Annotated in this window: 19 protein-coding genes; 14 read left to right on the top strand and 5 right to left on the bottom strand. The window is 69.7% G+C overall.

The window, feature by feature from the left end:
• Positions 1-12 precede the first annotated feature (12 nt).
• Genes ACWGE0_RS15690 through ACWGE0_RS15680 form a run of 3 tightly spaced genes read left to right on the top strand, consistent with a single transcriptional unit; the run spans position 13 to position 3,832 of the window.
• Positions 13-1,860 carry an ATP-binding protein gene (locus ACWGE0_RS15690; RefSeq protein ID WP_452261667.1) on the top strand — a complete coding sequence of 616 codons (1,848 nt, stop codon included), beginning with the start codon at positions 13-15 and terminating at the stop codon, positions 1,858-1,860.
• Positions 1,857-2,996, top strand: a complete 1,140-nt coding sequence (locus ACWGE0_RS15685; protein WP_452261587.1) for an acyl-CoA dehydrogenase family protein — start codon at positions 1,857-1,859, stop codon at positions 2,994-2,996. Before ACWGE0_RS15690 ends, ACWGE0_RS15685 begins: the two co-directional genes overlap by 4 nt.
• Positions 2,997-3,019: 23 nt before the next feature.
• A complete protein-coding gene (locus ACWGE0_RS15680; protein ID WP_452261586.1) occupies positions 3,020-3,832 on the top strand; it encodes an alpha/beta fold hydrolase in 813 nt (270 codons plus the stop codon).
• Here ACWGE0_RS15680 and ACWGE0_RS15675 read toward each other — a convergent pair.
• Positions 3,772-4,677 (bottom strand): hypothetical protein, encoded by a 906-nt coding sequence (locus tag ACWGE0_RS15675; RefSeq protein ID WP_452261585.1) that lies wholly within the window; start codon positions 4,675-4,677, stop codon positions 3,772-3,774. The two genes, ACWGE0_RS15680 and ACWGE0_RS15675, sit on opposite strands and share 61 nt — an antisense overlap.
• Positions 4,678-4,857: 180 nt before the next feature.
• Here ACWGE0_RS15675 and ACWGE0_RS15670 point away from each other — a divergent pair, with 180 nt between their 5' ends.
• The 9 genes from ACWGE0_RS15670 to ACWGE0_RS15630 all read left to right on the top strand — a co-directional run bounded on the left by ACWGE0_RS15670 (position 4,858) and on the right by ACWGE0_RS15630 (position 14,835).
• Positions 4,858-6,021, top strand: coding sequence for a S8 family peptidase (locus ACWGE0_RS15670; protein ID WP_452261584.1), 1,164 nt, complete (start codon positions 4,858-4,860; stop codon positions 6,019-6,021).
• A gap of 73 nt (positions 6,022-6,094) precedes the next feature.
• Positions 6,095-7,168: a S8 family peptidase gene (locus tag ACWGE0_RS15665; protein ID WP_452261583.1), complete on the top strand. Its 1,074-nt coding sequence runs from the start codon at positions 6,095-6,097 to the stop codon at positions 7,166-7,168.
• Between the two features lie 118 nt (positions 7,169-7,286).
• Entirely contained in the window at positions 7,287-8,456 is a 1,170-nt protein-coding gene (locus ACWGE0_RS15660) for a S8 family peptidase (RefSeq protein WP_452261582.1), read from the top strand.
• A 58-nt stretch (positions 8,457-8,514) separates the two neighbouring features.
• Positions 8,515-9,546 (top strand): hypothetical protein, encoded by a 1,032-nt coding sequence (locus ACWGE0_RS15655; protein WP_452261581.1) that lies wholly within the window; start codon positions 8,515-8,517, stop codon positions 9,544-9,546.
• A complete protein-coding gene (locus ACWGE0_RS15650) occupies positions 9,543-9,905 on the top strand; it encodes a hypothetical protein (protein ID WP_452261580.1) in 363 nt (120 codons plus the stop codon). Before ACWGE0_RS15655 ends, ACWGE0_RS15650 begins: the two co-directional genes overlap by 4 nt.
• Before the next feature lie 66 nt (positions 9,906-9,971).
• A complete protein-coding gene (gene aspS / locus ACWGE0_RS15645; protein ID WP_452261579.1) occupies positions 9,972-11,756 on the top strand; it encodes an aspartate--tRNA ligase in 1,785 nt (594 codons plus the stop codon).
• The gene (locus ACWGE0_RS15640; protein WP_452261578.1) at positions 11,756-12,697 is read left to right on the top strand and encodes a DUF389 domain-containing protein; all 942 of its coding nucleotides are present in this window, start codon (positions 11,756-11,758) and stop codon (positions 12,695-12,697) included. The genes aspS and ACWGE0_RS15640 overlap by 1 nt, the downstream gene beginning before the upstream one ends.
• A 102-nt stretch (positions 12,698-12,799) precedes the next feature.
• Positions 12,800-13,993 carry a hypothetical protein gene (locus tag ACWGE0_RS15635; RefSeq protein WP_452261577.1) on the top strand — a complete coding sequence of 398 codons (1,194 nt, stop codon included), beginning with the start codon at positions 12,800-12,802 and terminating at the stop codon, positions 13,991-13,993.
• Positions 13,994-14,046: 53 nt separating this feature from the next.
• The gene (locus ACWGE0_RS15630) at positions 14,047-14,835 is read left to right on the top strand and encodes an SGNH/GDSL hydrolase family protein (protein WP_452261576.1); all 789 of its coding nucleotides are present in this window, start codon (positions 14,047-14,049) and stop codon (positions 14,833-14,835) included.
• Positions 14,836-14,845: 10 nt separating this feature from the next.
• Here ACWGE0_RS15630 and ACWGE0_RS15625 read toward each other — a convergent pair whose 3' ends face one another.
• From ACWGE0_RS15625 to ACWGE0_RS15610, 4 genes are read right to left on the bottom strand one after another with little or no spacing between them, the layout of a single operon-like run.
• Positions 14,846-16,675 carry an ArnT family glycosyltransferase gene (locus ACWGE0_RS15625; RefSeq protein WP_452261575.1) on the bottom strand — a complete coding sequence of 610 codons (1,830 nt, stop codon included), beginning with the start codon at positions 16,673-16,675 and terminating at the stop codon, positions 14,846-14,848.
• Complete coding sequence (locus ACWGE0_RS15620; RefSeq protein WP_452261574.1) at positions 16,672-18,393, bottom strand: ArnT family glycosyltransferase; 1,722 nt, start codon at positions 18,391-18,393, stop codon at positions 16,672-16,674. Before ACWGE0_RS15620 ends, ACWGE0_RS15625 begins: the two co-directional genes overlap by 4 nt.
• Before the next feature lie 18 nt (positions 18,394-18,411).
• Entirely contained in the window at positions 18,412-19,818 is a 1,407-nt protein-coding gene (locus ACWGE0_RS15615) for a sensor histidine kinase (protein ID WP_452261573.1), read from the bottom strand.
• Entirely contained in the window at positions 19,796-20,521 is a 726-nt protein-coding gene (locus ACWGE0_RS15610) for a response regulator transcription factor (protein ID WP_452261572.1), read from the bottom strand. Before ACWGE0_RS15610 ends, ACWGE0_RS15615 begins: the two co-directional genes overlap by 23 nt.
• A 109-nt stretch (positions 20,522-20,630) precedes the next feature.
• Between ACWGE0_RS15610 and ACWGE0_RS15605 the strand changes: the two genes are divergently transcribed.
• Positions 20,631-21,152 (top strand): hypothetical protein, encoded by a 522-nt coding sequence (locus ACWGE0_RS15605; RefSeq protein WP_452261571.1) that lies wholly within the window; start codon positions 20,631-20,633, stop codon positions 21,150-21,152.
• Positions 21,153-21,237: 85 nt separating this feature from the next.
• The gene (locus ACWGE0_RS15600; protein ID WP_452261570.1) at positions 21,238-22,890 is read left to right on the top strand and encodes a bifunctional metallophosphatase/5'-nucleotidase; all 1,653 of its coding nucleotides are present in this window, start codon (positions 21,238-21,240) and stop codon (positions 22,888-22,890) included.
• Positions 22,891-22,904 lie beyond the last annotated feature (14 nt).

Below are 22,904 nucleotides of genomic sequence, written 5' to 3'. Positions count from 1 at the left end.
ATCAAGGCCCGATTGATCAAGACGCTGCTGATCGCCAACCGCGGCGAGATCGCCCGCCGGATCATCCGCACGTGCCAGGCGAACGGAATCCGCACTGTCGCGGTGTTCTCCGACCCGGACGCCGATGCGCCGCACGTGCGGGAAGCCGACCTCGCGGTTCGGCTGCCCGGTGCGTCGCCGACCGAGACCTACCTGCGTGCCGACCTGCTCGTCGAAGCCGCTGTCAAAGCCGGAGCGGACGCCGTCCACCCCGGCTACGGGTTTCTCAGCGAGAACGCGGACTTCGCCCGTGCCGTGGGTGCCGCCGGGCTGATGTGGGTCGGTCCCGCGCCGGACGCCATCGAGGCGATGGGGTCCAAGGTCGCCGCGAAGAAGCGGATGGCGGCCGCGGGCGTGCCGACGCTGCCCGAGCTCGACCCGGAGACCGTCACCGAGTTCCCCGTGCTGATCAAGGCATCGGCGGGCGGCGGCGGGCGCGGCATGCGGATCGTCCGGGAGAAGGGCGAGTTCGCGGACGCGCTGGCCAGCGCACGGCGAGAAGCCGAGTCGGCGTTCGGTGACCCGACGGTGTTCTGCGAGCCGTTGCTGGAGCACGCGCGGCACGTCGAGGTGCAGATCCTCGCGGACATGCACGGCACGGTGTGGGCGTTGGGGGAGCGCGAGTGCTCGATCCAGCGCCGGCACCAGAAGATCGTCGAGGAGTCGCCCAGCCCGGCGGTCGACGACGACGTCCGCAAGCGTTTGTTCGCCGCCGCGGTGGCCGCCGCCGAGTCGATCAACTACGTCGGCGCGGGCACCGTCGAGTTCATGCTGAAGGGCGAGGACTTCCACTTCCTGGAGGTCAACACCCGGCTGCAGGTCGAGCACCCGGTGACCGAGCTGGTCCACGGCGTCGACCTGGTCGAGTGGCAGCTGCGGATCGCTGAGGGCGCCCGGCTTCCGGTGGAGGCGCCGGAACCACGCGGGCACGCCATCGAGGTCCGGCTCTACGCCGAGGATCCGGCGAACGACTGGCGCCCGGCGAGCGGCACGCTGCACCGGTTCCACGTTCCCGGTGACGTCAGGCTCGACAGCGGGGTGGAGGACGGCTCGGTAGTCTCCGTGCACTACGACCCGATGCTGGCCAAGGTGATCGCGTACGCACCGACGCGCAGGGCCGCCGCCCGCAAGCTCGCGACGGCGCTGGAAAGCGCGCGGATCCACGGCCTGATCACGAACCGCCAGTTGCTGGTGGACATCCTCGAACACGAGGCGTTTCTCAACGGCGACACGCACACCGGGTTCCTGGCCGAGCACGACTTCACCCGGACCGTGGACCCGCAACCGTTTGCGCTCGCCGCAGCCCTCGCGCAGGCGGCTGCTCGCAAGATCGGGCACCTGCCGCTGGGCTGGCGCAACGTGCGGTCGCAGCGGCCGAAGGCGAAGTTCCTGTTCGGCGAGGAGCTGGTGGAGGTCGAGTACGACCCCGCGATGGCCACTCCCGACGTGGTCACCCTGGACCTCGACGGCGTGCGCACGCCGTTCCACGTTGCCCGGTACGGAGATCTGGTCGAGGTCGACTCGCCGCGCGGCTCGGTGACGTTGAAGGTCGTGCCGCGCTTCCCCGAGCCGGAGACCAAACTCGCGCCAGGGGCGACCATCGCGCCGATGCCCGGCACGGTCGTCCGGGTCAGCGTTGGGCAGGGCGACCAGGTCGAGGCCGGCGCCGAACTGCTGGTGCTGGAAGCGATGAAGATGGAACACCGGGTGCTTGCCACCAGCGCGGGCACCGTCACCGAACTGCTCGTCGAGAAGGCCCAGCAGGTCAACGCGGGCGACGTCCTGGCCGTAGTGGCCGAGAAGAGTGGAGACGAACAGTGAGCTTCGTCGAGTCCGAAGAGCGGATCGCGCTGCGCAAGGCCGTCGCCGAGTTCGGTGCCAAGTACGGCCACGACTACTTCATCGCCAAGTCCAGGGCGGGCGAGAAGACCACCGAACTGTGGGAGGAGGCCGGCAAGCTCGGCTACCTCGGCGTTGCCGTGCCCGAGGAGTACGGCGGCGGTGGCGGCGGCATCGGTGACCTCGCGGCGGTGTGCGAGGAACTGGCGGCGGCGGGATGTCCGTTGCTGCTCATGGTGGTGTCGCCGGCGATCTGCGCGACGGTGATCGCCAGGTTCGGCACCGACGAGCAGAAGTCCAAGTGGCTGCCCGGATTCGCGGACGGCACGCTGAAGATGGCGTTCGCGATCACCGAACCGGACGCGGGCTCCAACTCGCACAAGCTGAAGACCAGCGTCCGGCGGGACGGCGACGACTGGGTCCTCAACGGCAGCAAGACCTACATCTCCGGCATCGACGAGGTCGACGCCGTGCTCGTGGTCGCGATCCAGAAGACCGGGCCGGTGCTCGTGGTCGTCCCGACGACCGCGGAGGGCTTCACCTGGCACGAGATCGAGATGGAGCTGGTGGCGCCGGAGAAGCAGTTCACGCTGTTCTTCGACGACGTGCGGCTCCCCGCCGACGCCGTGGTCGGCTCGCCGGACCAGGGGCTGCTGCAGGTGTTCGCGGGCCTCAACCCCGAACGGATCATGGGTGCGAGCATGGCGACCGGTTCGGCCCGGCTGGCGATCGGCAAGGCCGTCGCCTACGCCCAGCAGCGCACGGTCTGGGACAGCCCGATCGGCGCGCACCAGGGCCTCGCGCACCCGCTGGCGAAGATCCACGTCGAGATCGAACTCGCCAGGCTGATGACGCAGAAGGCGGCCGCGCTGTACGACTCGGGCCGGGACAAAGACGCTGGTGAGGCCGCGAACATGGCCAAGTATGCGGCGGGCGAGGCCATTGCCGCGGCTGTTGACCAGGCGATTCAGACCCACGGCGGCAACGGGCTGACCGTTGAGTTCGGACTGGCGTCGATGCTCGGCATGTCCCGTCTGTCCCGCATCGCGCCCGTCTCGCGGGAGATGGTGCTCAACTTCGTCGCGCAGAACAGCCTGAAACTGCCTCGCTCCTACTGACACCTGCGGGCACACTGCGGGGCATGGGGACCTTCAGAACTTCAGACGGCGTCAGCCTCGCCTACCACGGCCCGTCCGGCCCGGATCCGTTGATCTGCCTGCCGGGCGGGCCGATGCAGGCCTCGTCGTACATGGGCGGCCTGCCGCTCGAACACGTGCTCCGGCTCGATCTGCGCGGCACCGGTGACTCCGAGGGAGCACCGAAAGAGTCCTACCGGGCGGATCGTCAGGTCGACGACGTGGAAGCGCTCCGTCAGCATCTGGGCCTCGACCAGCTCAGGCTGCTGGGTCACTCGGCCGGTGGCACTCTCGCGATCCTCTACGCGGCGCGTTTTCCGCAGCACGTCAAGGAACTCGTGCTCGTCGCACCCAGCCCGCGCCCGGTCGGCATCGACGTCACCGACGAGGACCGCCGGGAGCTCGCGCTGCAACGCGACGGTGAACCCTGGTACGCCGAGGCCATCCAGGGGTTCGAGGAGATCTGGGCCGGCAACATGACGGCCGAGGCGTTCGCGAAGATCAGCCCGTTCTGGCACGGCCGCTGGGACGACGCGGCGCGGGCTCTCGACGATCATCCGCGCAACGGCGAGGCCGCCCAGGAGTACTACGCGGAGGGTGCGTTCGACCCGGAGCAGGTTCGGGCGGCGCTCAAGACCCTTGACGTGCCAACGCTTCTGCTCGCCGGCGAAGTCGATGTGGCGCTACCGCCCAAGCGCGCGCAGGAGTACGCGGACCTGTTCCCGCGCGCGCAGTTCGTCGTGCAGCCCGGCGCCGGTCACTTCCCCTGGGTCGACGACCCCGAGGCGTTCGCGGCCGCCGTCCAGCGCATTCCGTAAAGGCCCGGCCCGAAGTCGAGCGCGGCGGCGTGCGCGTAGCCCCACGAGTCCACCGGGGCAGGGCGGGCGCCGCCGAACATTTCCGTTCCCGCCGGACCGGACGCGAATTGCTCGCACGAAGCGGGCGGGGACTCGGCCGGGAATTTGATCTCCAGCACGTAGTCGTGCACGCGTTCGCCGAACCGCCGGAAATGCGTGTGCTCGACCGTCGGATGTGGATAGATCAATTCGTACTCGATCGCGATCGAGCCGCCGGGAGAGATCGGTTCGTCGAACAACAGCTCCGCGACGAGCACGCCGTTCGTGCGTTCCCTGGCGATCCGGCCGACCCGGCACGACCGCACGGCGGTCAGCGCGGGCTGCGCCGATCCCGTTTCCTGGCACAGGATCCAGCGGTCCACCCCGGCCGAGGTCGCCTGCATGACCTGGCGGGACCGGACACCGCGCACCCCACCGCAGGACGCGACGTCGACCCGGTCGTGCTGAGCGGTCAGGACCAGCCCGGAGCCGTCCCACGGCGCTCGTGCCGACAGCTCCCGCCTGCGGGAACGCCCACGCGGCCGAGGCGGGCCGAGCAGCCGCGACAGGGCGGTCTCCGGCAGTCCCAGCACGTCTTCGAGGTGGGCCAGCGCCATCAGCGACTCGGGTCTCTCCGGTCTGCGCCGGCCTGACTGCCAGTAACTCAGCGCGGTCACGCTGATGGGTGCGCCGCGCACCTTGAGACGGTGCTGCAGCCGTTCCAGGCTGAGCCCCCGCACCTGGATCGCGACCCGCAACGCGTCCGCGAACGGACCCGTCACCAAGAGGTCGGCGAGCTCCTCGCGCGGTGGGTAAATCGTCAGCATCCACCCCTCCGTTTCCCGGGGTCAAGCTGGGAAGGCTATCGGCAGCAAAGGGAACGCGGTACAGCCGATCGGCGGTTTCGGGCCGCTGGGAAACCCGGAAAGTTCAGATCTCGGGTCTATTACGCCGCCAATAGTCTCGATTGGGTTCCTGAGCATCCCTGCGACGAACAGGACTACACAATGCGCAAGACAGCGACCCTGCTGGGCTCGGCGGTCATGATCGCGGCCTTCGCGGCGCCCGCTCAGGCCGCGGTGGGGGAGATCCTCACCTTCCAGGGCGTCCAGAACATCCCCGGCAGCTTCGTCGTGAAGTTGAAGGACAACGGCGTCACCGCGAGTGCCGCGACTCTCGGTGCACGCTTCGGCGGTCAGATCGGGTACGTGTACGACGCCGCCTTCAAGGGCTTCTCGGTCAAGATGTCCGACGCCCAGGCACGCAGACTGGCAGCTGACCCCTCGGTCGAGTTCGTGGAACGCGACCAGGTGCTCAGCATCCAGGCCACCCAGGTCAACCCTCCGTCGTGGGGCCTGGACCGGATCGACCAGCGCAACCTGCCGCTCGACCAGCGCTACACCTACAACTCCACCGGCTCCGGCGTGAACGCCTACGTCATCGACACCGGCGTCCGGATCAGCCACCAGACGTTCGGCGGCCGCGCGAAGAACGGCCGCGACTTCGTCGACAACGACGCCGTCGCGCAGGACGGCAACGGCCACGGCACGCACGTCGCGGGAACCATCGCGGGCTCTCAGTACGGCGTGGCGAAGGCCGCGAACATCATCGCGGTGCGCGTGCTGAACAACTCCGGTTCCGGCACGCTCGCCGGTGTCAACGCGGGCATCAACTGGGTGGCCGCGAACCACGTCAAGCCCGCGGTGGCCAACATGTCGCTCGGTGGCGGCGCGAACGCCTCGCTCGACAGCGCGGTGCAGGGCGCGATCACGCGGGGCGTGACGTTCGCCGTGGCGGCCGGCAACGCGAACACCAACGCCGCCAACACCTCGCCCGCACGGGTGGCGGCGGCGATCACCGTGGGGTCGACCGACCGCACCGACGCGCGGTCGTCGTTCTCCAACTTCGGCCCGGTCGTCGACGTGTTCGCACCCGGCCGCGACATCACCTCCGCGTGGAACACCAGTGACACGGCCACGAACACCATCTCCGGCACCTCGATGGCGACGCCGCACGTCGCCGGCGTGGTGGCCCGGTACCTGCAGGGCAACTTCAACGTGACGCCCGCGCAGGTCTCGGCGGCGATCACCTCCAACGCCACCAACGGCAAGGTGACCAACCCCGGTGCCGGTACGACGACCAGGCTCCTGTACTGGCCGCCGACCAGCTGATCCCGGTGAGATGTGCGGCCCCGGCTCCCTGCGAGCCGGGGCCGTTTTCCCTGCAAACGAAAGGAAGTTCCCTGTGAGAGCCCTGCTGGGAGTCGCCGCCCTGGCGGCCGCGGTCGTGGTCGCTCCGGCGTCCGCGGCCACGTCTTCGTACATCGTCGTGCTTCGTGATGGAACCGTCTCCTCTTTCAGTGGCACGGTGGAGCACACGTACTCCAGTGTTTTCAACGGTTTCAGCGCTCGGATGACAGCCGCGCAGGTCCGTTCGCTCAAGGCCGATCCGAACGTGTCCTCTGTGGAGCGTGACGGGATCGTGCACGCGAACAGCGTTCAACTCAACCCGCCGTGGGGGCTGGACCGGATCGACCAGCGCGCGTTGCCGCTGGACCAGCGCTACGAGTACACGAGCACCGGCCGTGGCGTGAACATCTACGTGATCGACACAGGTTTGCGGGTGACGCACGCGGACTTCGGTGGCCGTGCTCGCAACGGGTGGGACACCGTCGACAACGACGCGATCGCGCAGGACGACAACGGTCACGGCACGCACGTCGCCGGCATCGCCGCGGGCACCAAGTACGGCGTGGCCAAGCAGGCGACGGTGTGGGGTGTGCGCGTGCTGAACGGCTCCGGTTCCGGCACGATCTCCGGTGTCATCGCGGGCGTGGACTGGGTGACGCGCAACGCGGTGAAGCCCGCGGTGGCCAACATGTCGTTGGGCGGCAGTGCTTCCCTGGCTCTGGACACGGCGGTCAAGAAGTCGATCGACTCGGGCGTCTCCTACACGGTCGCCGCCGGTGGCAGCAACACCGACCCGGGAAACTCGTCGCCACAACGGGTTTCACAGGCGATCTGCGTGGGTGGGTTGACGCAGACCGACACCAAGTCGTCGTCGTCGAACTACGGGCCGCTGGTGGACATCTGGGCGGCGGGCGTCAACATTCCCTCCGCCTGGAACACGAGCGACACCGCGACCGCGACGCTGAGCGGATCGTCCATGGCCGCACCGCACGCGGCCGGTGTCGCGGCCCGATACCTGCAGTTCAACCGTGCGGCCACGCCCGCGCAGGTGGAGCGCGCGCTGGTTACCACGGGCACTCCTGGCACACCACCCGTCACTCGTATCCTTTACTGGCCGCCTTCGCTGTGAAAGGTCAATTGTTCGATAATGCAGGCGCGTCTTAACCTTTAGGACACCCTTGGCAGGAACCGGATCACTCCATAGCGTCGAAAGCGTTCGTTCCCCTGCAAAGAACGGAATGCACATCATGACGCGAAAGATCCGGTTCCTGGCCGGTGCCGGCGTGGCGAGCCTCGCCCTGTCGGTTCTGATGGTCCCCTCTGCCTCCGCCGCGGAAGGCGAGGTGCTCTCCCTCGGCTCGCCCGAGAAGATCGCCGGCAGCTTCATCGTGAAGTTGAAGGAGGGCAAGGGCAACTCGCACGCCCTCGCTTCCCGGTTCGGCGCGAAGGTCGAGCGCGACTACACCAGCTTCGGCGGCTTCAACGTGAAGCTGACGGAGAAGCAGGCCAAGCGCCTCGCCGCCGACCCGTCGGTGGAGTTCGTCGAGGCCGACCAGGTCGTGCACACGCAGGCGACGCAGACGAACCCGCCGTCGTGGGGTCTCGACCGCATCGACCAGCGCAACCTGCCGCTCAACCAGTCGTACAGCTACACCTCGACCGGTTCGGGCGTGACCGCGTACGTCATCGACACCGGCGTGCGCATCAGCCACTCCACGTTCGGTGGTCGCGCTTCCAACGGCCGTGACTTCGTGGACAACGACAACGTTGCCCAGGACGGCAACGGCCACGGCACGCACGTCGCCGGCACCATCGCGGGCTCGCAGTACGGCGTCGCGAAGGCCGCGAAGGTCGTCGCCGTCCGCGTGCTCGACAACAACGGCTCCGGCACCCTCGCCGGTGTCGCCGCGGGCATCGACTGGGTGGGTGCCAACGCCGTCAAGCCGGCTGTCGCCAACCTGTCGCTCGGTGGTGGCGCCAACGCCACTCTCGACACGGCCGTGCGCAACGCGATCGCCAAGGGCGTGACCTTCGCGGTGGCGGCGGGCAACTCCAACGCCAACGCGAACACGTTCTCCCCGGCCCGCGTGACCGAGGCGATCACCGTCGGCGCCACCGAGCGCACCGACGCCCGTGCGTCGTACTCGAACTACGGTGCGGTGCTGGACATCTTCGCGCCGGGTTCGGCCATCACGTCGGCCTGGAACACCTCCGACTCGGCCACCAACAGCATCTCGGGCACGTCGATGGCCACCCCGCACGTCGCGGGTGCCATCGCTCGCTACCTCTCGACGAACAAGACGGCCACGCCGGCTCAGGTCGCCTCGTACCTGATCGCGCAGTCGACGCCGTCGAAGGTGACGAACCCGGGTTCCGGTTCGCCGAACCGCCTGCTGTACCTCGCGCCCACCGCGTGAGCTAGTTCCGTGTGAAGGGCCGCGACCCCGGTCGCGGCCTTTTCCTATCCTTGGGTCCATGGTGGAGGGTCTGAAGGGCATCGACTGGTACCGGTTGCGCAGCCACAACGGGTACGCCGACGACCTTCCCAGGTTGCTGAAGCAGGCCCGGACGTCCGTCGAGGCGCACGAGGAGCTGGTGCGCCACCTGTGCGGGAACGAGTTCGACGTCAGTGAGGCGACCGCCGCGGCCTGGCCGTTCCTGCTGGACCTGGTCGCCCACGACAGCACTCCCGACCGCCAGTGGCTCCTCGACCAGGTGTGCGGCAGCATCGCGGCAGCCGGTGGCAGCCGTTCCGACGGTGTCCACCCGAGCTGGCCACCCGCCTGGGAGGCCGCGAAGCCCGCCTTGCTGGCGCTGCTCGACCACGGCTCGGCGACGGTGCGGCGGGGCACGTTGTTCGTGCTCGGGGAGGGGCGCGGGGACAGCGCACCGGTGCTGCCCGCCCTGACGCGGCGGTGGGAGCTCGAAACCGATCCGGCCACGCGGTTGTGCATCGTGCTCGTCGCGACGGAGTTCGCCGGGCGGGGCGACGAGGCCGCGGTCTCGTGGCTGCGAGAGCTGGAGGTAGCGGACGACGAGCCGCAGGCGCGGATGCTCGTGTCCGCGGCGACGAGTCCGGACGCCGGCGTGATCCTGCGCGGGCTGACCGGGGACCTGGGGTTGTTCCTGGCGGCGGGGTCCTTCGAGATGGGCTACGACGAGGTGCTGGGGCACGTGCTCTGGCTGGTGAGGCCCAAGGAGTTCGAGGGCATGGACCTCGTGCTGGCGCTGGTGGACGTGCTGCCGTGGCGGACGGAGGCACTCGACCACCTGCGCAGGCTCTTCGAGCGCGACACCACGGACGTGGGTCTGGTCGTGCCGTTCGTGCCGGTGTGGGCGGCCGACCCGGACGTCCGGCTGCGCGCGTTCGCGGTGTGGCTGGTCGGCGTCGCGCGGGCCCGGGAGTACAAGGACCTCGTGGCCGAGGCGGTGCACGACCACGCTGTGACGTCGTTGGGGCAGCGGGTCTCCACACTGGCCACGTCGGTGCTGCGGGAGCTGGGATGAGGCCTGTGCTGGAGGGGTTGGACCAGGTCGAGTGGCACTCGATCGACCACGCCTACGGGCCCGCGCTGGACGCGCCGGGTCATGTCAGGGCGTTGCTGTCCGGCGATCCCGAGGTCGTCGCGCGGGCCATCACGGACCTGGACCGGACCGTGCGTGAGGAAGGCGGCTTCGTGTGCCCGGCCGCCACCGCCGTTCTGCCGTTCCTCGTCGAGGTCATGCCCTTGCTCGCTGCGGAGCACCGGGCACGACTGCTGGACATGATCGAACTGATCGTGGACGACGGCGAGAACGCCGAGCAGGTCGACCCCGGCTGGCACGCCGCGTGGGCGAAGGCGGGGCCCGCGATCCGCCCTGCCTGAAAATCTGTCGGTGGGCCCGGCTAGCCTTGACGGCAAAGCTGACTTCGTCTACAAGGAGCCACCACCGTGTTGCGCACGCACGAGGCCGGATCACTCCGGGCCGAGCACGCCGGGCAGTCCGTCACCCTCACCGGGTGGGTCGCTCGCCGGCGTGATCACGGCGGTGTCATCTTCATCGACCTCCGCGACGCCTCTGGTGTCGCCCAGGTCGTCTTCCGCGAGGGTGAGATGGCCGAGCGCGCGCACCGGTTGCGCAGCGAGTACGTCATCAAGGTCACCGGCGACGTGAGCAAGCGTCCGGAGGGCAGCGAGAACCCCGACCTCGCCACCGGCGCCATCGAGGTCTACGTGACCGACCTCGAGGTGCTCAACGAGGCGGCGCCGCTGCCGTTCCAGGTCGAGAGCGACGTGGAGCCCGGCGAGGACGCCCGCCTCAAGCACCGCTACCTCGACCTGCGTCGCAGCGGCCCGGCCAAGGCCATCCGGCTGCGCAGCGAGGTCAGCCGGATCGCGCGTGAGGTGCTGCACGGCGAGAAGTTCGTCGAGATCGAGACGCCGACGCTGACCCGCTCCACGCCCGAGGGCGCGCGTGACTTCCTGGTGCCGGCGCGACTGCGTCCCGGCTCCTGGTACGCGCTGCCGCAGTCGCCGCAGCTGTTCAAGCAGCTGCTGATGGTCGGTGGCCTGGAGCGCTACTACCAGATCGCGCGCTGCTACCGGGACGAGGACTTCCGCGCCGACCGCCAGCCGGAGTTCACCCAGCTCGACATCGAGATGAGCTTCGTCGAGCAGGACGACGTCATCGGCCTGACCGAGAAGCTGCTCGCCGCGATCTGGAAGGAGACGAAGGACGTCGAGCTGCCGCTGCCGTTCCGTCGCATCTCCTACGCCGACGCGATGGCGAAGTACGGCTCGGACAAGCCGGACCTGCGCTTCGAGCTGGAGCTCACCGAGCTCACCGAGTACTTCAAGGACACGACGTTCCGGGTGTTCCAGGCGCCGTACGTCGGTGCCGTGGTCATGCCGGGTGGTGCTTCCCAGCCGCGTCGCACGCTGGACGCGTGGCAGGAGTTCGCCAAGCAGCGCGGCCACAAGGGTCTCGCGTACGTGCTGGTCCAGGAGGACGGCACGCTGGGCGGCCCGGTCGCCAAGAACCTCACCGACACCGAGCGCGAGGGTCTCGCGAAGGCCGTCGGCGCCAACGCCGGCGACTGCATCTTCTTCGGTGCGGGCGAGGCCAGGGACGCGCGCGCTCTGCTGGGCGCGGCCCGTGTCGAGATCGCGCACCGCGTCGGCCTGATCGACGAGAACGCCTGGGCGTTCGCGTGGGTCGTCGACTTCCCGATGTTCGAGTCCGTCGACAAGCTCGAGGCCGGCGACGTCGCCGTCGGTGGCGGCAACTGGACGGCGCTGCACCACGCGTTCACCTCGCCGACCCCGGAGTGGATCGACAACTTCGAGACCGACCCGGGCAACGCGCTGGCCTACGCCTACGACGTGATCCTCAACGGCAACGAGCTCGGCGGTGGCTCGATTCGTATCCACCGCGCGGACGTGCAGCAGCGCGCGTTCGGCGTGATGGGCATCGGTGCCGAGGAGGCGCAGGAGAAGTTCGGCTTCCTGCTCGACGCGTTCAAGTTCGGCGCGCCGCCCCACGGCGGCATCGCGCTCGGCTGGGACCGCCTCTGCATGCTGCTCGCGGGTGCCGACTCGATCCGCGAGGTCATCGCGTTCCCGAAGAGCGGCGGCGGCTTCGACCCGCTGACCGCGGCTCCGGCGCCGATCACCGCGCTGCAGCGCAAGGAGGCCGGCGTCGACGCCAAGCCGCAGGAGAAGGCCGAGAAGGCGTAGTGCTCAGGCTGCGGGTGGTCTGCCCGGCAGACCAGACCGAGGCCGCACTGGAGATCCTCCACGACCACGCGGGAGCCACCCATCTGGTGGTCCTGCGTGGCGCGGCGGTCGCTCCCGAAGGCGACCTGATCACGGCGGACGTGGCGCGCGAGGCGGTCGACGAGATCGTCGTCGCGCTCTGCGACCTGCACATCGACCACACCGGCGGCGTGACGATCGAAACGATCGACACGTCGCTGTCCGACAGCGCCGACCGCGCCGAGGAGAACGCGCCGGGCGAGGGCTCGGACGTGATCGTGTGGGAGGAGCTGATCGCGAAGTCCGGCGAGGAGTCCCGGCCCAGCGTCACCTTCCAGGCGTTCCTCACCATCGCCTGCCTGCTGGCGGCGGTGGGCGTCGCGACGAACTCGCCGGTCACGATCGTCGGCGCGATGGTCGTCGGCCCGGAGTTCGGGCCGCTCGCCGCGATCGCCGTCGGCCTCGTCGCGAAGCGGTGGGACCTGGTCAAACGGGCGACGATCGCGCTGGGTGTCGGGTTCCCGCTGGCCATGGTGATCACGTCGGTGCTGACCTGGTTCGGCGAGCTCGGCGGACTGTTCGACAAGACGGCGCTGATCGACGGTCACCAGGTCGACTTCGTCTACCAGTTCGGGCCGTTCTCACTGATCGTGGCACTGCTGGCGGGCGCGGCGGGCATGCTCTCGATGACGTCGGCGAAGTCGGCGGCGTTGGTCGGCGTGTTCATCTCGGTCACCACGGTTCCGGCGGCCGGGTACGCCGCGCTGGCCGCGGTTCTCGGAGTGTGGGACAGAGTCGGGCCCGCAGTTGCCCAGCTGGGTATCAACTTGATCGGTATTGTCGCCGCCGCCGCGCTCGTGCTGTTGATCCGCAGGCGGCGGGCAACGGATGGTGTTTCCACACGTCCACTGTCCAAGGGGTGATCCGGAAACAGCGCGAGCCGTTATCAACGAGTAGTGGTGGTCGCAGCCTGGCCGGATTAGCGTCGGTCCGGCTCACGGACATGGGGAGTAGGGTCGGAGGGGATGAGCGTGGAGATCACCGCGGGCCCTCCCGACACGACTTCACCTGAGATCGCCGAAGCCGTCGAGGCAGCCGAGCGGGTACTGACCAAGCGTCTGGGCGCACAGGTGCGCCTCGCGGACCCCGAGGCTCTCGGGGGTACCGGGCGTTCCGTCGTCATTCGGGTGAGAGTGGCCGCCTCGCCGTTCTCGATGCCCCGCACGCTGGTGGTGAAGCGCTATCCGGCGGGGAGCGGCGACCGCGACCCGTGGGCGCACGAGGCCGTCAGCCACCAGTTGCTCACCGCGCTGCCGTCCGAAGAGCGCGCCACACCAGAGCTGTTCGCACACGACGCGGCAGCGCGTCTGGTCGTGCTGGAAGACCTGGGCCGTGCGCCGCGCCTGTCGGAGAAGCTGCACGCCACGGACGCGCGCGCTGCGGAACGCGGGCTGCTGTCGTGGGCACATGCCATGGGCCGTCTGCACGCCACCACCGCCGGTCGTGACGCCGACTTCGACGCGTTGATGCGCCGGGCCGGTGCGCAGTGCTGCCAGGACCCGATCGCGGTCGACGTGCACGCGGCGATCGTGGGCTTACCGGGGCTGCTCGAGTCCACGCTGGGCGTCGGGACGTCCTCGCAGGCCACCGAGTTCGCCGCCGACGCCGCACGGGCGTTCAGCACCTCACGGCGGCGTGCGTTCAGCCCGTCGACGTCCTGCCCGGACAACCACCTGGTCACCTCGAAGGGCGTCCGGTTCGTCGACTTCGAGGGCGGCTGCGTCCGCGACATCGTGTTCGACGCCGCCGCTCTGCGCGTGCCGTTCCCGTCCTGCTGGTGCGGATGGGGCCTGCCGCCGGGGATGTCCGAGGCCATGGTCGCCGCGTGGCGGGCGGAGGTCGGGTCGGTGTGGCCCGAGATGGACGACGACGCGGTGCTCCTGCCGCGGCTGCTGGAAGCCCAGCTGCTGTGGGTGTGGCTCGCGACGTGGCGGGCGCTGTCCAAGCCGATGCCGGTGCCGATCCCCCTGATGCCCAACGTTGTCAACGCGCCGCCGCGCAGCGTCGTGCTGGCCGGGCGGTGGGTCCGGTTGCGGTCCGACGCGCTGATCCTGGGCGAGAAGACGGTCGCGTCACACGCCGACGCGGTGATCGGCGCGCTGGCCGACCGCTACGGCGCTGAGGTGCTCGAACTCCCGCTTTACCCAGCATTTCGCTGAACCGTTCCCACACGGTCATTCCCGGATCACCAGGCCCGCTGATCCTGGCTCGTGTGCTGGTGTTACTCGGTGACTCGACCGCGGTCGGGATCGGCGACCTCGTTCCCGGCGGCTGGCGCGGGTTCGGCCCCATCCTCTCGTCCGCCTACCCGGACAACGGTTACCGCAACTACGCCGTCTCCGGCGCGCGGCTGGCCGACGTCAGACGCACCCAGCTGCCGCAGGCGTTGCGCGACAAGCCCACCGCCGCCGTCGTCATCGCCGGCGTCAACGACACGCTCCGCTCCGACTTCTCCGCGCGGCGGATGCACGAGGACCTCGACCACGTCTGCCGCGAGCTGACGGCCGCCGGGGTCTCCGTCGTCACCGTGCGGTTCCACGACCAGGGCCGCGTGTTCAAGCTGCCAGGCAAGCTGCGGCGGGTGCTGAAGGACCGCATCGACGAGTACAACCGCGTGATCGACGTCGTGGTCGCGCGGCACGGCGTCCGGTGCGTCGACCTGCACACCATGCCCGGGGCGTACGAGCTGGAGACGTGGGCGGTCGACCGGCTACACCCGTCCGAGCTCGGTCACCGGATGCTCGCCAAGGCGTTCGCGGGGGAGTTGCGCGCGGTCGGGCACGCGGTCGGCGAGGTCAGCCTGGAGTGCTCCGGCGGGCGCGAGCTCACGGTGTGGCATCACGTCGCGTGGCTGATGCTGAAAGGGATTCCGTGGCTGTGGAAGCGGGGCGCGGACCTGCTGCCGTTGCTGTGGATGGACGAGACACCGGCCGAGTGGTACCCGAACAGCGCGGGGCCGGTGCCGGGAGAGGTGCTTCCCGCCGACACCGGCCTCGCCTGAGCGCTGAGGATCAGGCAGCGGCGCTCAGGTCGTAGATCGTCTCGCCGCCCGCGGTGACGGCCTGGAAGTTCGCGGCCACCCACTCGCCGATGTCGCTGCTGCCGCCACCGGGTCCACCTCGTCCACCTGCGACGTAGTAGCGCACCTTGCCGTCGGCGACGAGCGCCTTGAACTCGTCGAGCGTGGGCGCGGGATCGCTGCCGTTCCAGCCGCCGATCGCGATGACGGGCCGTCCCGACGACAGCTGCAACGACGCCGCGCTCTGCGCGCCGACCGTCGCGGCCGCCCACTGGGTGTCCGTGCTCTTCAGCAACTGCACGACCTCCGTGGACGAGGTGCCCTCGCGCATCCCGCCGCCTTGCTGGGTGCGCGGCCCGGACAGGGGGATCGAGCCGCTGTGCGTGGTGGCGGCGGTCGCGAACGCGTAGCCGGAGGTGCCGAGCAACGCGGCCACGACCAGTGCGGCGGCGGTCCAGCGGCGGGCGTTCACGCCGAACACCAGCGCGAACACCACGAGCGCGGTGACGGCCAGCAGAACCCAGCGCAGCCAAGGCATCCAGGTCGGCGTGCGGTCGAGCAGGATGTAGCCCCAGACTCCGGTCGCCGCGACCATCGCGGTCAACGCCATCCGTGCCGGGAAATGCGCCCGGCCCCGCCAGAGTTCACGTCCGGAAACCCCCACCAGCGCGGCGATTCCCGGTGCCAGCGCGACGGTGTAGTAGGGGTGCGTGATGCCGCTCATGAAGCTGAACACCACACCGCTGACGAGCGTCCAGCCACCCCAGACCACCAGCGCCGCACGGGTGCGGTCGGTCCGTGGTGCCCGGCGGCTGAACCACAGCCCGGCGACGAGGCCGATCAACGCCGCGGGCAGCAGCCAGGAGATCTCCGGGCCCATGCTGGCGCCGAACAGCCGGCCGATGCCCGTCTCGCCGCCGAAACCGATGTTCCCGTTGCCGCCCATACCGCCGTTGCCGCCGCCAGGGCCGCCGCCCGAGTTGCCGAAGATGCGGCCGAGGCCGTTGTAGCCGATCGCCAGCTCCCACAACGAGTTGTTGGTCGACCCGCCGATGTACGGGCGGCTGTCGGCCGGCCACAGCTCGACCAGCGCGATGAACCACCCGGCCGACACGACCACCGCGACACCGGCGCCGAGCAGGTGCAGCAGCCTGCGCGGCACCGAGGCAGGCGCGGCGATCAGGTAGGCCAGCGCCAGTGCGGGCAGCACCAGGAACGCCTGCAGCATCTTGGTGAGGAACGCGAAACCGATCGCTGTGCCGGCGAGCGCCAGCCAGAGCGGGCTCGCCTTCTCCAGCGCCCGCATCGTGCAGTACGCGGCCGCGACCATCAGCAGCACCAGCAGCGCGTCCGGCAGGTTGAACCGGAACATCAGTGTGGCCACCGGCGTCAGCGCGAGGGCCGCACCGGCGAACAGCGCCGCTCCGGGGCCTGACGTGCGCTTCACCGTCGCGTACAGCAGCGCCACCGCCGCCACGCCTTCCAGCGCCTGCGGGGCGAGCACGGTCCAGCTGGAGAAGCCGAAAGCCTTGGCGAACAACCCGCTCACCCACAGGAACGCGGGCGGTTTGTCGACGGTGATCGTGTTGCCGGGGTCGAGCGACCCGAACAGCAACGCCTTCCAGCTCTGCGAAGCCGCCTGCGTCGCGGCGGCGTAGAACTCGTTGCCGTAACCGGATGCGGTGAGGTTCCACAGGTACAGCACGGCGGTGCCGGCCAGCAGGCCGAGGAAAGCGATGCGGTGCACCGTTTTCGGGTTCACCTTCCGGCGTTCGGCCGGTGCCGGCGCGGCGGCGGGCGCAGGTGCGAGTGCGGCGGTCATGCTGCGTCCAGTTCGTAGAGGGTGGAACCGGCGACGGTGGTCGCGGTGAAGTTCTCGGCGACCCACGCGGCGATGTCGTGGGCGGCGTCGCTGCCCGTCTCGCCCTGCATCATCCGGCCGGCGGCGACGTAGTAGTGGATCTGTCCACTTCGGACCATTTCCTGGAACTGCTCGAGCGTGGGCGCGGGATCGGTGCCGTTGAACCCGCCCATCGCCATCACCGGCTGCCCGCTGGCGAGCTGCAGCCCGGCCGCGTTGTTGGAGCCGATCGTCGCGGCGGCCCACCGGTACTCGCCCGCGTCGGCCTGCAACAGGGTCACGACCTCGGCGTCCGGTGTCGTCGCGTCGAGCAGCCCGCCGCCCATGCCGCCCATCCGCCCGTTCGACGGGCCCGCGACGGGCAGCGCGCCGGTGTGCGGGGTGGTGACGGTGGCGAAGGAGTACGTGGTGGGGCCGAGCAGCGCGGCGACGAGCGCGACCGGGATGGCCCAGCGCATCGACAGCACCAGACCGACCGCCGCGATCAGTCCCGTCATCAGCACCAGGATCGCGACGGGGGTGGAGAAGGCGTTGATCAGCACGTAGCACTGCAGCGCGCTCAGTGCGACCGAGCCGGAAAGCACCGCTGCCGCAACGGGTTCGCCGCGGCGTTCCCAGAGCTCGGTGGCCCCGATACCGACGATTGCGGCGATCGCGGGTGCCAGCGCCACGGTGTAGTAGGAGTGGATGATCCCGTTCATGAAGCTGAACACGCCGGCGGTGACGACGAGCCAGCCACCCCACAGCGCGAGCGCGGTGCGGGCGCGGCCCTTCGTCAGCCACAGCCCCGCGACCAGCAGCACCACCGCGGCCGGTAGCAGCCACGCGATCTGACTGCCCATCTCCGCGCCCAGCAGGCGGCTCCAGCCGGACGAGCCCCAGCCGCGGCCACCGCCGACGCTGCCGACCTCGTCACCGGTGATCCGGCCGAGACCGTTGTAGCCCAACGCCAGTTCCAGCACGCTGTTCGTCTGCGAGCCGCCGATGTAGGGCCGGTCCGGCGTGAGTTCGACGGCGGCGATCCACCAGCCGCCCGCGACGATCATCGCGCCGAGTGCGCCTGTGAGATGCAGGATCCGCTTGCCGATGGTCGTCGGTGCGGCGATCAGGTAGACCAGCGCGAAGGCGGGCAGCACGAGAAACGCCTGCAGCATCTTGGTGAGGAAGCCGAACCCGACGGCCGCGCCGGCGAGGGCGAGCCAGAACGGGCTGGCGTTCTCGACCGCCCTGGTCACGCAGTAGGCGCCGGCGATCAGCAGCAGGACCAGCAGCGCGTCCGGGTTGTTGAAGCGGAACATCAGGACCGCGACCGGGGTCAGTGCGAGCACGGCGCCCGAGATCAGCGCGGCGGCGGGGGAGAACCAGCGGCGCACCGTCGCGTGCAGCAGCCACACGCTGCCGACGCCCATCAACGCCTGCGGCACCAGGATGCTCCACGCGTTGACGCCGAACAGCCGGGCGGACAGGCCCATCACCCACACCGAGGCGGGGGTCTTGTCGACGGTGATCGCGTTGGAGGCGTCCGACGAGCCGAAGAACCACGCCTTCCAGCTCGTCGCACCGGCCTGGGCGGCGGCCGAGTAGTAGGCGTTGGCCCAGCCCGAGTCCCCCAGCCGCCACAGGTACAGCGCGCCGGTCGCGATCAGCAGGACCGCCAGCGCCAGGCGTTCTCGTCTCATGCGGACGAGAGTCGCGGCCTACCCTGGGTCGGTCGTGTGCTCTCGCTGTGAACGACCTGTGTCCAGTGATGTTTTCAGCGAGACCGTGAACGTGGTGTGGCCCGGCTTGCTGGCCACGGACACGTCACCGTTGTGCGCGCCGACGACGGCGGACACGATCGACAGGCCCAGCCCGGTGCTGCCGGCCGCGCGCGACCGCGAGCTGTCGCCGCGCGCGAACCGTTCGAACACTTCCAGGCCTTGGGGAATGCCCGGTCCGTCGTCGGTGACGGTCAGGTCGACGCGTCCGTTGTGGACGGACAGGCCGGTGGTCACGGTGGTGCCCGGCGGGGTGTGGGTGCGGGCGTTGGACAGCAGGTTGCCGAGCACCTGGTGCAGTCGTTGCACGTCACCGGGAACGACCACGGGGTCGCTCGGCAGCGTGAGTTTCCAGTTGTGGCCGGGGCCCGCGATCCGGGCGTCGCCGACCACGTCGAGCACCAGCCGGGAGAGGTCGACGTCCTTGCGCTCCAACGGACGGCCCGCGTCGAGGCGGGCCAGCAGCAGCAGGTCCTCGACCAGCGAGGTCATTCGCAGCGACTCGGACTCGACCCGGTTCATCGCGTGGGTGACCTCGGGCGGCAGTTCTGCGCCGGTCCGTCTGGTCAGCTCGGCGTACCCGCGGATCGCCGCGAGTGGGGTCCGCAGCTCGTGCGAGGCGTCGGCGACGAACTGCCGGACCCTCGTTTCGCTGTCGTGCCTGGCTTCCAGCGCCTCGCCGACGTGGCCGAGCAGCTTGTTCAGCGCGAGGCCGACCTTGCCGACCTCGGTCGCCGGATCGGTGTCCTCTTCCGGTACGCGTTCGGCGAGCGCGACCTCGCCCTCGTGCAGCGGGAGCTCGGAGACGCGTGTGGCGGTCTCCGCGACCCGGTCGAGCGGCACCAGCGCGCGCCGCACGATCACTCGGCCCGCCAGGGCGACCGCCGCCGCTCCCGCTACGATGAGCCCGGCGAGGATCCAGACCATCTGCCACACGATGTCCGTGACGGGCGCGAGCGGCAGGCCCTTGATCCCGAACCGGTCGGTGACCACGCGGAACTCGCCCGCCTCACCCAGATCGACCGTGTGCGGGCCCGACGGCGTCGCCGCCAGGAGCGCGATCTCGTCGTCGGTGAGCAGTCGTGGCGACTGCGAGCCGGGCAGTTCGATCGTGCCGCTGATGCTGCCGTTGCGCTGGATCTGCGCGTTGATGCCGGGAGGGCCGTAGGGCGAGCCGGGTGGACCTGGCCGCAGGGTCGTGACCTCGCGGTCGAGGTTGTCCATCAGGAACGCGTGCAGCGCGAGCACCGAGATGCCGCCGATCACCAGGCACAGCGCGGTGAGCAGGACGATCTGGCCGGAGACGAGCTTCGCCCGCAGGGTTCTAGGTCGCAGGCTTGAGGACATATCCGGCGCCTCGCATCGTGTGGATCATCGGGGTGCGCCCGGCGTCGATCTTCTTGCGGAGATAGGAGATGTAGAGCTCGACGATGTTCGCCTGGCCGCCGAAGTCGTAGCTCCACACCCGGTCCAGGATCTGCGCCTTGCTCAGCACCCGCCGCGGGTTGCTCATCAGGTAGCGCAGCAGTTCGAACTCCGTCGCCGTCAGGTCGATCGCCGCGCCGCCGCGGTTGACCTCGCGGGTCTCCTCGTTCAGCGACAGGTCGCCGACGACCAGGCGGGCGCCCGCGTCCGCGTCGGTCACGCCGGTGCGGCGCAACAGCGCGCGCAGCCGCAGGACGACCTCCTCCAGCGAGAACGGCTTGGTGACGTAGTCGTCGCCGCCCGCGGTCAGCCCGGCGATGCGGTCCTCCACCGCGTCCTTCGCCGTCAGGAACAGCACCGGCAGCGCGGGGAAGTCCGCGCGCATCTTGCGCAGCACCTCGAAACCGTTGAAGTCCGGCAGCATCACGTCGAGCACGACGACGTCCGGCCGGAACTCGCGCGCGGTCCGCACCGCCGTCTGCCCGTCGAGAGCCGTGCGGACGTCCCACTTCTCCATCCGCAGCGCCATCGACATCAGCTCGGCCAGAGTGGACTCGTCGTCCACCACGAGCACCCGCACGGGCTGCCCGTCAGGCCTGCGGAGTTCGGTCTTCATCGCGCGCATGGCTCCCATCGTGAACGCGGACCCTGTGTACCAGCTGTGAGCGAGTCGCACAGCTCAGGCCTACGCCAGGCACAGGTTCGGCACAGGCAGCGCCGACACGGTGGCTGTCATGACCGAACAACAGCCCCCGGAGTGGGGCGCACCAGCACCCGCACCCCAGCCGTCAGCCGAGCCCGGAGCGCAGCCCGCGGCGCGCCCGGCGTGGACCGCGAAGAAGACAGTCGCCACCGTGGCCATCGCCGTCGGCATCGCGGCGGCCGGTGGCGTGGCGATCTACGCGGCCAGCGGCACGAACCAGCAGACCGGGGCCATGGGCGGTCCCGGCGGCATGGGCGGCTACGGCATGCGGCAGGGCGGGCCCGGCTTCGGCATCGGGTCGGGGACCGCCACTCATGGCGAGTTCCAGACAGGTGAGGTGACCTCGATCAGCGACACGTCCGTGGAGGTGAAGTCGACCGACGGTTACACGAAGACTTACGTGATCGACGCCGACACGGTGGCCGAAGGTGTCGAGAAGGGTGACACCGTGACGGTGATCGCTACCACAGAGGACGGCAAGTCGGTCGCTTCGAGCGTCGTAGAGCCTGGTCAGCGCGGTCAACAGGGCCGGCAGGCCCCTCCGACGAGGTAGTTACGGGTCAAGTGTGAGTGGTTATGGTCGGGTACATGCCCGACCACAACCGGAGGTGAGCGGTCTGCGCACGTTCACACTGACCGTGTTGGGCACGACTGACCTGCACGGCAACCTCTTCAACTGGGACTACTACCGGGACCGGGAGTTCGACGACTTCGCGCACAACGACGTCGGGCTCGCGAAGATCTCGACGTTGGTCAACGAGGTGCGCACGGCCGTGGGGCGGCAACGGACGTTGCTGCTCGACGCCGGCGACACCATCCAGGGCACGCCGCTCGCGTACTACTACGCCAGGGTCGAGCCGATCACGCGCTCGCACGTGCATCCGATGGCGGCCGCGATGAACGCCATCGGGTACACGGCGGCGGCGCTGGGAAACCACGAGTTCAACTACGGCCTGGAAGTGCTGCGGACGTTCGAGCGGCAGCTGGACTTCCCCCTGTTGGCCGCCAACGCGCTGGACGCTCTCACGGGCCTGCCCGCGTTTCCGCCGTACGTGATCAAGACGGTGTGGCGGACGGACGGGCCACCGCTGCGGGTCGGGATCCTCGGGCTCACGAACCCCGGCATCGCGGTGTGGGACCGCGCCCACGTCGAGGGCGTGCTGACGTTCCCCGGGCTGGTCGAGCAGGCGCTGCACTGGGTTCCGGAGGTGCGGTCGAAGTCCGATCTGGTGATCGTGGCTGCGCATTCGGGTGCGGATCTCTCGTCGTCGCTGGGCGATCAGGTGCCGTTCCCGGAGAACTGCGCCGAACTCGTGGCCGAGACCGTGCCGGGCATCGACGCCGTGCTGGTCGGGCACGCGCACCTGGAGATCGCCGAGCGGTTCGTCACGAACAAGGTGACCGGGCGGCCGGTGCTGCTGACCGAGCCGTTGTACTCGGGCAAGCGGTTGTCGCTGATGGAGTTCGACCTGCGGTACACGAGTCGCTGGGAGCTGGTCGGGTCGCGGTCGTCCGTGCTGTCTTCCGCCACGGTGGAGGAGGATCCGCGGATCGTGCGGCTGTTGCGGCACGACCACGAGAAGGTCGTGTCGTACGTGAACGCGCACATCGGCACTTGTGCGTCCGCGATGTCGGCCTCCCGTTCGCGGTTCGAGGACACACCGGCGTTGCGGTTCATCAACCACGTGCAGGCGTTGGAGGTCTCGAAGTCCACGTCGTTGCCCGTGGTGTCGTTGTGCGCGCCGTTCAACCGCGCGGCGGCGATCCCGGCCGGGGAAGTGTCCATCCGGGACGTCGCCGGGCTCTACATCTTCGACAACACGCTGGTGGGCGTGCGGATGACCGGGTCGCAGCTGCGCGACTTCCTGGAGGAGTCCGCGCGGTACTTCCTCACGGTCGCCGGTCCGGGGCCGTTCTCGGCCGCCGAGGTGTCCGCCGACGTGCCGGACTACAACTTCGACATCGCCTACGGGTTGTCCGCGCCGCTGACCTACGACATCGACATCTCGCAGCCCGTGGGGTCGCGGATCGTGGGGCTGGCGTACGGCGGCGTGCCGGTCACGGACTCGTTCGAGTTCGCGGTGGCCGTGAACAACTACCGGCAGGCCGGTGGCGGCGACTTCCCGCACATCGCCTCCGCGCCGGTGCTGCACAACCAGCACCAGGAGATCCGCGAGCTGCTGATCGACTGGGTCAAGGCCGCCGGCGAGCTGGACCCCTCGGATTTCACCGGCTCCGACTGGCGCCTGGTGTCCGGCGGCGTGCCCGTCGTGGTGTCCACGAACGAGTGAATTCGGGCGTGTTG

It is taken from the genome of Lentzea sp. NPDC054927 (assembly GCF_053610285.1).
This window is presented reverse-complemented; position numbering and strand designations above follow the sequence as displayed.

Coding starts and splice junctions, on each gene's coding strand:
- ACWGE0_RS15680 (WP_452261586.1), top strand. CDS start 3,020: ATGGGGACCTTCAGAACTTCAGACGGCGTCAGCCTCGCCTACCACGGC.
- ACWGE0_RS15675 (WP_452261585.1), bottom strand. CDS start 4,677: ATGCTGACGATTTACCCACCGCGCGAGGAGCTCGCCGACCTCTTGGTG.
- ACWGE0_RS15670 (WP_452261584.1), top strand. CDS start 4,858: ATGCGCAAGACAGCGACCCTGCTGGGCTCGGCGGTCATGATCGCGGCC.
- ACWGE0_RS15660 (WP_452261582.1), top strand. CDS start 7,287: ATGACGCGAAAGATCCGGTTCCTGGCCGGTGCCGGCGTGGCGAGCCTC.
- ACWGE0_RS15655 (WP_452261581.1), top strand. CDS start 8,515: ATGGTGGAGGGTCTGAAGGGCATCGACTGGTACCGGTTGCGCAGCCAC.
- ACWGE0_RS15650 (WP_452261580.1), top strand. CDS start 9,543: ATGAGGCCTGTGCTGGAGGGGTTGGACCAGGTCGAGTGGCACTCGATC.
- ACWGE0_RS15635 (WP_452261577.1), top strand. CDS start 12,800: ATGAGCGTGGAGATCACCGCGGGCCCTCCCGACACGACTTCACCTGAG.
- ACWGE0_RS15625 (WP_452261575.1), bottom strand. CDS start 16,675: ATGACCGCCGCACTCGCACCTGCGCCCGCCGCCGCGCCGGCACCGGCC.
- ACWGE0_RS15620 (WP_452261574.1), bottom strand. CDS start 18,393: ATGAGACGAGAACGCCTGGCGCTGGCGGTCCTGCTGATCGCGACCGGC.
- ACWGE0_RS15615 (WP_452261573.1), bottom strand. CDS start 19,818: ATGTCCTCAAGCCTGCGACCTAGAACCCTGCGGGCGAAGCTCGTCTCC.
- ACWGE0_RS15610 (WP_452261572.1), bottom strand. CDS start 20,521: ATGCGCGCGATGAAGACCGAACTCCGCAGGCCTGACGGGCAGCCCGTG.
- ACWGE0_RS15605 (WP_452261571.1), top strand. CDS start 20,631: ATGACCGAACAACAGCCCCCGGAGTGGGGCGCACCAGCACCCGCACCC.